Annotated in this window: 2 protein-coding genes; one reads left to right on the top strand and one right to left on the bottom strand. The window is 45.0% G+C overall.

The annotated features are described in order from the left end of the window. Nucleotides 1-76: 76 nt before the first annotated feature. Nucleotides 77-541, bottom strand: a complete 465-nt coding sequence (locus tag AB4589_RS03520; RefSeq protein ID WP_372099366.1) for a hypothetical protein — start codon at nucleotides 539-541, stop codon at nucleotides 77-79. Nucleotides 542-774: 233 nt separating this feature from the next. Between AB4589_RS03520 and AB4589_RS03515 the strand changes: the two genes are divergently transcribed. Continuing rightward, nucleotides 775-15,225, top strand: coding sequence for a VCBS domain-containing protein (locus AB4589_RS03515; RefSeq protein WP_372099364.1), 14,451 nt, complete (start codon nucleotides 775-777; stop codon nucleotides 15,223-15,225). Nucleotides 15,226-15,289: the final 64 nt, after the last annotated feature.

Below are 15,289 nucleotides of genomic sequence, written 5' to 3'. Positions count from 1 at the left end.
AGCGCTAATTAGCGCATAAAAAAGAATGGCTTATCAGATTTATCTAACTGATAGATCTGTATTTTTAGATATAGATTTATGCGGAAGGTGGGCGTAGCAAAGATTGAGCGCGTGCGACTTTCTGGCCAATCGTGACCGATTGAAAACGAGCTAATGAAAAGGAAAGTTGATCAACGGCTTGAACAGCCTGAATTGGATAGGGACTTGCAGAACACATTGAGGCACAGCAATCGGCACTCGAACAATGGTTACCCATCATCGGACTGCCGTCTTCGCTCATTGAAGACATATCGAATTGAGCCATCAAAGCATGAGCACTCATGTTAGAGTCTTCAGGGTGTACTTCTTCACTCATCACATGACACCCTGCCATTGAATCATTAACCGAAGTATCGCTGTGGTAACAAGCCGACTTGCTCGACCCCATTTCCATCATCATTACTTCAGTCATCAAGGCTGAGGAGCTTGAGGCATAGCTAGACATCAACATCGTAATGATGCTGAAAACAATAATCCAAGTTTTTCGGAATGTGTTTGTCATAGCTTACCTTTGAATTTACAACGCAACTATAAACGTTCCCCTTAGGGTAAGGTCAATGCCATTGTGCCGATATTTACCTGACCGTTGAAAAAGTATTCATCCTCTCTTTCATCAAAATGAGATAATTCTTCGACTTTGCAGTTTTTTCTTTAAAAATTATCCAATTAGCTAGCGAAACCTCTATCTGTGTATTTTACTTAAGATAGTGCAACCACGATTCACGGATGATAAAAATGGCTAACAAAAAAAACGTCGAAGCAAACAAGAAAAATACAGAAATCAAAAATAAGAAAAGTAACAAGCTAGAACAAAAGAAACCAACACAAAAAAAGAAGCGCAGACTGCATTCACATCTAAAAGTGAATATCCCACTTTTTCAGTCACTCATGATGATTTTGCCATCATTGGCTAAACACGCTGCTGCAGAAAGTATAGACAATTCCAGCGACGCAGCAGATCAAGTAACCGCAAATAACGTGACCGAAAAAGATGTCACCGATGACCATAACAAGGCGGACTCATCAGCGGTTGCTCTCCAAGAAGCTCAGACGAGTGACAACGACGTAAACTCAACCTTAAGTGCAAGTCATGCCGCCCATGGTTCGAGCTCTCACTTGGTTCCTTCTCATCATTTATCGACGCTTTCTCACCCGCAAGTCCATTACATTCCTTCGGTATCGATGCCGACTATCTCCTCAGGAAGTAACGGTCAGCCGACTCATTCGAATGCGCCTACGACGCCCGCTTTACCCGTCACCTTTATGCCAGAAGTCATAAAAGGTACGTACGGAGAGCTTCATGTTGATGCAAATGGTCAATACACATTCGTATTGAATCCAAATTCTCCTCAATACATCCTGTTAAATCAGCACCAACCAGGTACTGACCATTTTGCGTTACATCTATCTAATGGCTCGAGCATCATTGTCCAGATACCAGTAACAGGTAAGCAAGACACGCCAAGTATTTCTGGAGACTTAACAGGTGTCGTAACAGAAGATCACAATATTGATTCACAAGGCTTGTTACATGCGAACGGCAAAATCGATGTCATAGACCCTGACCAAAATGAAAGTTCGGTTACACCGGAAGTTATCTCAGGTAAATATGGTTCATTAACTATCGATGCTGATGGACATTGGCAGTATCAAGTTGATAACTCGCTCTCTAATGTTCAAGCTTTAACCGCAGCCACTTCATTGCACGAAAGCTTCACTATTCACACCAAAGATGGCACACCGCAAACGATCGATATGACGATTGGCGGAAACGACGACAATGCCGTAATTACGGGTGTGGATGCTGGCACGTTAACTGAAGATTTAACGACACAAGTTCAAGGGCAGCTTTCGGTAACGGACTCTGATCTTGGAGAGGACCACTTTCAAGCCTCACAAGTGACTAGTAATTTCGGTACGCTAAGCATCACCAAAGACGGTGCGTGGACATACAGCTTAGACAACAATAACCCAGTAGTTCAAAGACTTGGCCAAGGTTCAACTGCGACAGACATCGTCACTGTTCACTCAGCTGATGGTACAGCGCATCAAGTTATGGTTACGATCAATGGCACCAACGACCATGCAGTAATCACGAGTAGTACAGCAAATTCACCAAGTTCGTTTTTCGCTATCGGGACAAGTAATGGCTCAAGCCAAGTTACTGAAGATAAAGACCTAACGGTTTCAGGCCAACTCAACATCACCGATATCGACTCAAAAGAGGCGCATTTTTCTAATTCCGACCTCAAGGGGACACTGGGTACTTTACACCTTAAAGACAATGGCGACTGGACCTACGATCTAGATAATAAAAATCCACAAGTTCAGGCTCTTGGTCAAGGCTCTGCGACAACAGACATCATAACCATCCACTCCGCCGACGGCACTCCTCATCAAATTGCAATTACCGTTAACGGCACCAATGATAAAGCCGTGATAAGCGGAACCAGTGCCGGCGTGGTAACCGAAGAGTCCCAACTTCAGACTTCGGGCATACTGACTGTTACGGATGTGGATACCGGTGAAGCGCACTTCGCTACTTCATCCACAGGAAGTACCGATATTGCAGGCTCGTTTGGTACGCTTCATCTGACCGATACTGGTTCTTGGACGTACGATCTTGATAACACTAACCCGACCGTTCAAGCATTAGGTAAAGGCTCGACAGCTACTGATACCATCACCGTTCATTCTGCTGATGGCACGCCGCATCAAGTGACTATCACAGTAAATGGCACTAATGACGCAGCTACTGTCAGCAGTGCGACCGTTGCCATCTATGAAACCGACAAAGCGGTAACCACCTCAGGCACACTAACCAGTATCGACGTCGATAACCCAGATAACGCATTCACACCGGATTCGATTACTGGCACCAACGGCAACCTCACCATTGGTGCTAATGGCCAATGGACCTTCACCGCCAACAGCGCGTTTAATCAATTAAACGTGGGCGACAAAGTCGAAGAAACCTTTACGGTATCGTCTGTTGATGGCACACCTTCGACCATTAAAGTCACGATTAATGGCACCAATGATAAAGCGACGGTCAGTACCGCAACGGTCAGTGTGGATGAGACTGACAAAGCGATAACGACATCAGGAACATTGACCAGTACCGACGTGGATAATCTAGACAATGCGTTCACGCCGGATTCTATTTCAGGTACCAACGGTGACCTGACTATTGACGCTAATGGTCATTGGGTGTTCACCGCCAACAGTGCGTTTAATCAATTAAACGTCGGCGGTAAATTCGAAGAAACCTTCACTGTCTCATCTGTTGATGGCACACCGTCGACCATCAAAATCACTATTAATGGTACCAATGACAAAGCCGTGATAAGCGGAACAAGTGCCGGCGCGGTCACCGAAGAATCTCAACTTCAAACCTCTGGCTCACTGACTGTGACTGATTTTGATGCCGGTCAAGCACACTTCTCCAATACCGATATTGCTGGGACTTTAGGCACCTTACACCTCACTAATTCGGGGACATGGACTTACGACTTAGATAACACCAGCCCAACCGTTCAAGCGTTAGGTAAAGGAACAACCGCTACCGATACCATTACTGTTCATTCTGCTGATGGCACACCACATCAAATTACTATTACGGTTAATGGCACTAACGACAAGGCCATCATTGGCGGGACAAACTCTGGTGCAGTGATTGAAGAATCTCAACTTCAGACGTCAGGTACACTGACTGTCACTGACGTAGATACTGGTGAAGCACACTTCTCCAACACTGATATTGCAGGCACATTAGGCACTTTACATTTAACTGATAACGGCACTTGGACTTACGATTTAGATAATATGAATCCACAAGTTCAAGCCTTAGGTAAAGGCGCGACAGCGACTGATACAATTACTGTCAACTCAGCAGATGGTACGCCGCATCAAATTACCATTACGGTGAATGGGACTAATGATACGGCTGTAATTGGTGGGACTTCTGCAGGCGCAGTGACCGAAGAAACGCAGTTACAAACCTCAGGCTCGCTGACTATTACAGATACCGATACCGGTGAAGCACACTTCTCAAATACTGATATTAAAGGCTCGCTTGGGACATTGCATTTAACCGATGCTGGGCAGTGGACTTACGATTTAGATAACACAAACCCAACGGTGCAAGCCCTAGGTAAAGGCGCTGCAACAACCGATACCATTACAGTTACTTCAGCAGATGGTACAACTCACCAAGTGACCATTGCCGTTAATGGAACTAATGACAAGGCTGTTATTACTGGTACAAATACGGGAGCAGTTACCGAAGATCAAGATTTAACAAATCAGTTGAATGTTCACCCAAACTACATGCTTACACAAGGCAAGCTATTCATTAGCGATGTAGATACGAATGAAGCTACATTTCCGATGCAATCTGGCATTGTTGGCGACCACGGGATCGGCTCATTTACACTTATACCAAGTGGCATTTGGCTATTTTCCGCAGATTCAAAACAAGCGGCTATTCAGGCTTTAGGTGTTGGTGAAACTTTAACAGAGTCGACAACAATAACCTCGGTTGATGGCACACAGAAAACTATTTTGGTAACCATCAATGGTACCAATGATGCACCTGTTATCACCCCTGTTGCGACGCAAACGGTAACCGAGGATGGCAGTAAAACCATTACCTTCCATGCAACGGATATTGATACGACGGATACGTTGACCCCGAGTGTGTCAGCGACACACGGTAGTGCCTCGCTGAATGCGCAAGGTGAAATCGTGTTTACGCCTGATGCTAATTACAATGGTCCTGCTTCAGTTGTTCTTTCAGTGACTGATGGGCATACGACAACCAGTCAAACTATCAATGTTGATGTAACACCGGCAAACGATGCGCCTGTTATTAATCCGATTGTGCCAGTGAGCGCCACTGAAGATGGTGCAGTAGTCACAGGTCAACTCACCTCAACGGATATTGATACGGGTGATACTACAACCTTCACAACCACATCAACACAGGGTGGATTTACACTCAATGCAGATGGTAGCTACAACCTAGACCCAACAGATGCAAGCTTCCGACACCTTAAAGCAGGTGAGATAAGCACGTTCACTATCCCTGTTACCGTGACCGATTCTGCAGGTGCAACAGATACTAAAGATTTAGTGATTACGGTGACGGGCACGAATGATACGCCGGTCATTAGTGGTGTCGATACGGGGGCATTAAAAGAAGATGTGAGCGCTAATCCTCAGAGTAATGAACTGACTGCGACAGGTAAGTTAGATATTGTCGATATAGATACAGGTGAAGGTAGTTTTGTATCCCATGGATTTAACAAAACGGCCCTACAAGGTCATTATGGTAAATTGGAGATCAGTCAAGATGGGAGCTGGAGTTACTCTGCCGATAATTCTCAAACAGCGATTCAATCCTTAGGCGAAGGTGAGCAGTTAACAGATACAATTAAAGTGACTTCGAAAGACGGTACAACGCATGATGTCGTGGTAACCATCAATGGCACTAATGATAAAGCCGTGATTGGCGGATCTAATACTGGCGCAGTAACAGAAGAATCTCAACTTCAGACCTCAGGCACACTGACTGTCACCGATGTCGATACAGGCGAAGCACACTTTGCGAATACTGATATCCAAGGCTCCTTAGGTACATTACATCTAACAGATAATGGCGCTTGGACCTACGACTTAGATAACACTAACCCAGCAGTTCAAGCGTTAGGTAATGGCGCAACCGCTACTGATACCATTACCGTTCATTCAGCCGATGGCACACCTCATCAAGTCACCATTAAAGTGAACGGCACTAATGATAATGCTGTGGTAGGTGGAGTAGATACTGCAAGTGTCACTGAGAAAGCGGCTGGAGATAATATGTCACCAGATCATGCTCAATCGGGTATGGCGACACTTCGAGTTAGTACACTAAACGCTAATGGACACTTATCTGTGATTGATCCTGACTCTGGTCAGTCTGGCTTTGCTGATAATAATGTGGGGTATAACTATCACGGTACATATGGTGACTTAATTTTAAATCCAAATGGAGATTGGGATTACTATGCCGATGCTGGAAGTCTCAGTCACATTGGTGGAAGGCCCACAACCAGAGGCTCCGCTATCGATAAATTAGGTGAGGGTGAAACACTCACAGACACTATCACCGTTCACACAAAAGATGGAACACCACATAATATAGTCATCACTATCAATGGTAGTAACGACAGGCCTTATTGCTCTTCAGAAGTACAACTCAACGCAGGTACTGAAGATACGAGACAAACCATTACAGCTGCACAACTGTTACAAAATTCAATAGATGTCGATAAAAATGACTCTGGACTGCTTACAGTAGCAAACCTTCATCCAGATCACGGCTCGATTTTAGATAACCAAAATGGTACATACACTTTCACACCAGAAAAAGACTATAACGGTAAAGTTCATTTCACCTATGATGTCAAAGATGCACATGGCGGTGTCACTCATACTGGAGCTACCAGCAGTTTAAGTGCAGTTGCTGATAAAGCGGTTATAAGCGGTAGTGATACCGGAACGATTATTGAAGATCATAATGTGGGTCACAGTTCATTACAGCCTGTCGTTGCATCGGGTTTGCTGAGTGTGACAGATCCTGATGCAGGGCAAGACCATTTTCAGGTCAATCTGTTATTAGGAGAACAGGCGATTCACGATCCCTTTGGTGGTTTTTTACGCATTACACCAAGTGGCGCTTGGGGATATGAAGTAGCCAATAGTCGCTTGCAATCATTAGCTGAAGGTGAAGTAGAAAAAGTTGTATATCGTGTTTATTCTGCAGACCACACTACTCACGATATAACAATAACGGTGACAGGCACCAATGATCAACCGACCATAACTGCGACGACACTTGCACATGGCACTGAAGATACACACTACCAAATGCAAGCAAGTCAGTTTGGTTTTACTGATGTTGATAGTGGCGACACATTACATGCCATCAAAATCACAGATATCCCAGAAGTATCCCAAGGTAAGTTTGTGCTTGATGGACAAGAGGTAAGTGCGGGTCAAAGTATATCAACTGCCGATATCAGCAAACTACAATTTGTACCGGCTAAAGACTTCAATGGTGATGTACAATTTAAATATACCGTTAGCGATGGTCGTACAGATTCAGTAGAAGCAACGAATACTTTGCACATAGCCAATACAGATGATGCTTCTGTTATTTCTGGTGATAGACAAGCTGTTGTTAATGAAGGCGATATTGGCGATACCGTTACTGCTACAGGGCAGTTATCAATTACAGATGTTGATACTGGCGATAATCCAAGCTTTATAGATGTAGCATCAACGGCGACAACATACGGCCATATTCAAATGCGCAATGGCCAATGGACCTATACCCTAGACGAGAGCAAAGTTCAGCATCTCGATCCCGATCAACCTGCGGTACAGGATCACTACACATTTAAAGCCAGTGATGGCTCGACGCAAATTGTAGATATCACAATTCAAGGCACCAACGATAAACCTATCATCGAGTCAGCACACGCAGCACCGGTAGGCACATCAAGCACCTTAAAATTACAAGATGTTGACGTAATCTCAAACCCAACAGGCGCCAACATTGATGTTGCGCCAAGTAATGCAGAAAATATGGCGCGTTGGGGGACTGATCAGGTCGGTGTCGGATCAGGGGTGAAATTAGTCGGACTATATAAACCTGGATCAGATCATAACTGGATAACAAACCCTGCAACAACAACAACAGGACATAGTGGCGCAGGTGGCTTCAGCCGAATTGATAACCATGATTGGTGGCATACAAATGGAGTTCCAGATACGGTAAACACAGGCTCTGGCGGAGCAACGGGCCATGGCAATGCATGGACAGGCGGGATAGCTGTATTTGAAGATAACACAGGCCATCAGACAATTGCGATTGTAAATCGTGTTTGTACAGGCGGTGGCAGTGAAGTAGATTACCTCTACTATCACTCATATCAACACCTACAAGTAGGTAATACTGTTTATAGTGGCACTGCAACTGCAGGTGAAACAATCAATGTGATGGACGGTAATCATCAAATAGCCTCTGTTATTGCCGATACTAATGGCCATTGGGAAATTTCTGCAAGCAATTTAGCTGATGGTAAACATACTATACATGTCGAAAATAGCGCAGGTGAACATTCTGCTGAAACTATTTTACAAGTCAGTGGCCATACGGTTCAAAATATTACGCCTGCAGCAATTAATGCAGAAATAAAAGAAGATGCAGCTCAAACAACAATCAATGGTGAATTAAGAACATCAGATGTTGATACAGGCGATACTGCAAGTTTCACGGTACAAGCTGATCACGCAACTAAATATGGCCATTTCTCCATAGATAGTAATGGCCATTATCATTTCACCATTGATAATAATAATGCTGACGTTGATCACCTTGGTGTACATCAGACATTAACTGAAGTCATTCCAGTGACCTCAACTTCAACAGATGGTACTTCAGTTACCACAAATGTCACAATCACTATTCAAGGCTCACTAGATAAGCCAATTCTAAATGCGACAGCACCTGATGCACAGCAAGGCACCACTATTGCGTTAAATTTAAATGTGGCTACAACAGATACGGGTGGTGATACTGAAGATCTGTTAATAAAAATTAGCGGTTTACCTGATACAGCTACACTAAATCATGGTACACACGATGCGGTTGCAAAAATGTGGGTTCTGCATAAATCAGACCTTAATGGTTTAGAACTTAACCTTCATAACGCTAACTTCCATGGGGATTTGCATTTTAATGCAACAGCAACAGCTTCAGCAGGAAGTGAATCTCAATCAGCAACGCAAGCTATTTCTTTATTTGTAAATGCGCCTCCTTCAGTTACTTCCGGAGTAACTGGCAGCAAAGCTGAAGACTCAGGAATGGGGGCAATAGATCTTCTTTCTGGTGCTATTGATGCTGATACAGGCGATACATTATCTGTTGGCCATATCGAATATCAAATAGGTACAGCCTCAAAAACATCAACAGTTCCTTCATTTTTAACGATGAGTAAAGGTGGACATATACTCATCATTAATTCTAATACACCTGAGTTTCAACATTTAGCTGCAGGTGAGACTGAAACAGTTAAGATCACTTATAATATAACGGATAGTCATGGTGGAACGGTTCAACAGTCTGCGACATTAACTGTTACGGGCACAAACGATTCACCAGTCATAACAGGCTCTCCAACAGCGAAAACAGTTACGGAAGATGGCGCAAGCGAGACGATAGATCTGCTTAGCGGTGCAACAGATGTTGATGGCGATACGCTGTCAATTGCCGGTATCGAGACCAGCATCGATGGCGCAGCCGCGACAACCGGGCTTGCTGCCGGGCTGACCCTAGGTGCCGACGGACATACAATCACCGTTGACCCTTCTAACAAGGCATTCCAAGATATAGCAGCGGGTGTTACTCGCAATATCACCGTGAGCTTTAACGTTGCCGATGGGCATGGTGGAAGAGTCGCCCAAACAGCACAAGTTGAAGTGGTAGGAACTAACGATCGACCAACGGTGACCTTGCTTAGTCAAGTGGCTACGACAGACGAAGACAGAGCTATTACGCTAACAACAGATCAGATCCTAACGGGAATTGGCGCTAAAGATGTCGATGGTGATTCGCTAACATTAACTGATCTCAATGTTAGCAACCACGGTACTTTAGTTGACAATAAGGATGGAACCTACACGATCACGCCAAATCAAGATTTTCATGGCGACTTAATGATTGTAGGTAAGGTCTCGGATGGTTCCGAAGTGCGGGCATTTACTAATCCCCTAGCAGTGAGTTCAGTCAACGATGCAACAAAGGTCGTAGCGACGAGCGCTAGCACCTCTGAAGACATCGACATCGTCCTGATTAAATCGCAGCTTTTGGCTGGAGCGACCGACGTAGATGGCGACACCCTGGATATCAACAGCGTAACTGTTAATGGTGGCCACGGCACAGTAACTGATAATCACGATGGTACGTGGACGCTGCACCCAGAAGCTAACTTCAAGGGAGATATATCTTTAGACTACAAGGTCAATGATGGCCATGCCGATGTTAATAACCATATGACGGTAGCCGTAGCATCGGTTACCGACGCTGCGGACATAAACCTTTCTGTTGCACCGCAAAAAGGCTTTCAGACGGATTCTGCCCATCATCTTTCAATCGATGCGATACTTAATCCTGATGGCGGTGGTGACCACACAGCTAAAGACTACGGAGATACGCTGACCTTTGAAATGGGGATCACGCTTGATAAGAGCGAGAGTTACCACAATGGTGATGTGATCGCCCAGTACGGAGGGCATATTAGTAGTCCAGGTAAATTGGATTATGCTCAAATGCATTATTATTCGGATGGTTCTAAATTCGGGAACGGCGGAGTAACCCTTACAAACCCCCACAGTGTTACCGTTTGGATTTCGGGCATGGATCCTATTGAAACCCACATTGATATTACCGATGGCAAACTCCACCGATTAACTGTGGTTGTGGATGAAGGGCAAGGCATTAAAGCGCCCACCATGTCGATATTCGATAATGGTAAGCCTGTTGATTACCCTGATGGTTCAAACTCTGAAAGTATGCCAACGCATTATCTAGGCGACAGCGGTTCGAGTGAACATTATTTAACAGCACCGAAAGCTGGCATGACACTAACGGAAGATGGCTTTGTTGACGCGTCAACTATCTCGATCCCTTACGGCGGTGGCCACGCGAATGTGCCCAAGTTTATTGTCGAGCGTGCAGGCTCGACCGAGCTACTAATCGGAACGGGTCGAAGCCCTATATCACTTGGAGATGGGCGTTATGCTACTGGATATGAGCATGGCCATATTGTCTGGAGTCACGGTTCGAATCACGGTGGCGGAAACGTACCTCCCATTACACCCATCGTCGCAACGATCGAACACGTAACGGTAGTAAAAGAAGCAGTTGCAGCGTCTCAGGTAGCTCAAGGGCCACTAGGTGAGCAGGGTCTAGATCCAAAACATGTGTTGATCGATCTAGGGGTGAACGGGGCAGGTATTGTTGACCATACCGGGCTCCACAGCACCGTAGTTCCTTCTGGGTCAGACCATTCGCACGTGATAAACACGGCAGGAATCAATGTTACCAATGACCCACACCACTTAGTCATCAATGCCGATGTGACGCCACACGATAAAGACGACGCGCTCCAAGCTGTTCATCTACACGGTCTACCCATTGGCTCAGTTGTCACTGATGGCACACATACGCACACCATCGATGCGACGGACCAAAAAGATGGCTTAGATATCTTAGGTTGGGCACGTGGTTCGCTCGAGGTTAAAGTTCCATCTAATGTTTCGTACAATGCGATTATCACCGTAGGAGCAACGACTCAAAATCCGGATGGTACCAGTGCGCATAGCGCATCATCGGCACCGGTAATACTGGACCCAGCACATGCGGGTGATATCATTGTATCTGCTCCACCAATTAGTGGTGTTGAAGACAAGGGGCCCTACGACCTTACCTTAACCGCTATCGACCCAACAGACGCTCATGCAGCAGTCACTTTTGCGGTATCAGGTTTGCCTGCAGGGGCAACGTTAAGCGCTGGTAGCTACGATGCGAATACCAAAACGTGGACAATTACACCAAGTGAGGCGAACGGTCTGCAGGTAACGCTGCCAAAAGACTTTTCGGGAACGGTTACGCCTCATATTACGGCAACCTCTAGCGCTGGGCACAGCCATAGTATTGACCTAAGCGGTAGTATCACCGATACACAAGATGTAGCGGTGATTTCAGGCACCGATAGCGCGAGTATCACAGAAGATATTCACGTACAGTCGTCGGGGATAATTGAAACCAACCAGAATCAGCTCAATGTACGGGATCCAGACGCAGGTGAAGCCCTGTTTACGCCTACGGGCACTCCATCGGGGTCGGGTAGCACAGCAACGGGTAGCTGGGTTGCAGGTGATAAGGGTATAGGGCAGTTCATTCTGCATGCTGACGGCCGTTGGCTCTACAAGGTTGACAACGATAACACCCATATTAACAGTCTCGGCGATGGTGATACCTTTACCGAAACCCTAACCGTTCATTCTAAGGATGGTACAACACACCAACTAACGTCGACGATTCATGGTACTAACGACAAACCTGTCATTGATGCTACTTCAGCCGTTACTGCTATTGAAGGTGGCCATACTGCGCATAAAGGGCAAATCACAACAACAGATGTTGATACTGGTGATAGCGCTACATACACGGCAATTACGCCAACGACGGGTCAGCATGTTCCAGGCTTTACACTTAATGCAGATGGTAGTTATAAGTTTGATGCCACCGATGCGGGTTACGATCATTTAGCATTAGGTAAAACTGAACAAGTAAGCGTTTCTGTAACGGTAACTGATGGCGCAGGCGCTACGGATCAAAAAGACTTAATCATTACAATCACTGGCACCAACGACAGACCAACAGTTGTTTCGTCACTTGCTCAGCATATTCACTCGATTGATGAAGATACAACACAACACTTTAGCGCTAAAGATTTTGGTTTTATCGATAAAGATCACGGCGACCAGCTTGACCATATAACGATTACCGCACTGCCAGATGCTTTTAAAGGGCAATTTGAGTATGACGGCCACCCTATCACTATTCCTTTGGATGTGTTGACGGCTGATATCAGTAAAATAACCTTTGTACCTGCTCAAGATTATAACGGCGGCGTGCAATTTGGCTTTACCGTAAATGATGGACATACCGATTCCTTTCCTAAAATAGGTAATTTCGAAATCATACCGGTCGATGATATTTCTACGGTTAGTGGTACTGATACGTTGTCAATGACGGAAGGGAGTGCCGCCAATACCCATGCAGACTTAACCGTCGCCAAAGGAGCATGGCTAGCGAATGTTGATGGCCATTTTTACTTCCCAGAGGTCGTAGCTAATGACCCTAATGCAGGGCGTTGGTATGCAATAGTGGGGGCAGGTGTAGCGGGAGGCGCAGCCCATGGTATGAAAATTGAAACAACACAATGGGTCATGAACATGGGAGACCCCAATTACGGTCATAATGGCTATATGACATTTACCCGTAATACCGATCATGCCACTGCTTCCTATAATGCAGTAGACCGTGTCGAGGGAGATTTACTCATTAATGACCCAGATACAGTACCAGCAACCTTTATTGATGTAACCGATAGTTTGGGTGATAACGGTTATGGCAATTTTTCAATGCATAATGGGCACTGGTCGTTTGTTGGTGGTGACAAAACCACTGCGCTAGCGGATGGCGAAAAAGCGACCGAGACCTTTACCTTTAATACCTCCGATGGTGTGACACATCAGGTGACCGTTAACCTTACAGGTAGCGATACCAAGGCTGAGTTTAAAGGTGATATTTCTGCCAACCTCAAAGAGGGAGATATCGGTGATACTGTGTCTGCACATGGCAGCCTTAATATTGTGGATGTTGATACAGGGCAAAATCCGATAATTGCAGATTTTCATGATAAAAGTGGAGTTAATGGTTACGGACATTTTTCAATAGTCAATAATCAATGGACTTATGAGATTGATCAAACGAAAGTTCAAAAACTTAATGCGAGTGAATCAGTTCAGGATAAAATAACGGTGACCGCCAGTGATGGCACCACCCAAGATATTGTCATTAGTATAAGAGGTACAAACGATGCTCCTGAAGTGACGGGCGCAGTGGCGAATACCGACGATAGTGAAGGACATGCAATCGACATGACGCTCCCATCAAATTTATTTACCGATGCAGAGGGAGATAGCTTTACGTTAAGTTTAGCTGTTTCGCAACATACTGAGGAAGCAGTAAACCCTGATAGTGTTAACCCAGGTTGGCAAGGCAAAGATACAGCGTTAGGTATGCCTACTTGGCTTCATTTTGATGCGAAAACGGGGCGAATATGGGGGACACCTCCACATAGCGCAGACGGTGACTTAGATATCACGGTCACGGCAACGGATGCTAAGGGCGCAACAGGTACCTATGATTTTCATATCGCGGTAACCGATGTTGATGCAAGTGGCATTGCACACGCTAATGTAAATGAAGATGATAGAGCAACGGGTCAACATTCAGCAAATGGACAGTTAGATGCATATAATAATGGTCAACATATTATCTGGCATGAACAAGCTACAGGGCAAGATAGCACCCCTAATATGATTCAGGGCACATATGGTCACTTGCAAATATCAACAGGTGGCACATGGATTTATTACCTTGATCATGATGGCGCTAGAAGTTATTCCAATAAAGATCTTAATGCCCTAAAAGCAGGTCAGGTAGAGCAGGAGCATTTCACCATTCATGGTTTACAAAATGGTAAAGAGGTCGCTACCGAGCAAGTTATTATTGCGGTTACAGGTAAAAATGATGGTGCGACTATTAATGGTACCATGACAAGTAAAAGCGTAAGTGCAATTACAGAAGATGCTACAAAGGATACATTAGCTGGTCACTTGAATTTAAAAGATGCCGATCATGGTGAAGATCAGTTCACACCAGATCCACACATTGCAGGAACTTATGGACATCTAGAATTAGCAGCCAATGGTGATTGGGTATATCACCTTGATAATAACCTTGCCGCTACAAATTCATTAAGCTCTGCGCATGGTGGAACAGAAACCTTTACAATAAACTCACCAGATAATACAGCTTCTCATACAATAACAATTAATGTGAATGGGGTTGATGATCCATTAACTGCTGTTACGTCACCAGCCCCACCTCCGCCAGTACAACATGATGAACCTGACTTTAGTGCCGATACGAGTGAAGATCTCTCTGTCACCCTTGATGATGTTGGTCTCGTTGTCCCCGATAGCCAACATCAAGCAGTAAATGATCACCCTGTTACTGGCGCAGCTGCTTATCTTGATGCATTGGGGATTACACCTGCAGCGCCTGTAGCAGATGCACCTGAACATCAACTACCTGCTGATATGGATATTGTGATGGCGGAAGCGGATCATATTGTATTAGGACATGATGATGTGGCGCATCTAGATTTATCGGGTGCGCTTGAACACCAAGGGCATGAACATGATACTAACCAACAAGATCACGATGATACGCAACATCATCAAGTGGATGATTTACCAGGCATTGATCCCAATAGTTAACGCATAAAATGCCAATCACTAAAACCAAAAAAGGAACACTATTTAGTGTAATGCCGTTCACTTA

This window comes from Vibrio sp. 10N.222.49.A3, assembly GCF_041475145.1.
GTDB lineage: Bacteria > Pseudomonadota > Gammaproteobacteria > Enterobacterales > Vibrionaceae > Vibrio > Vibrio tasmaniensis_A.
This window is presented reverse-complemented; position numbering and strand designations above follow the sequence as displayed.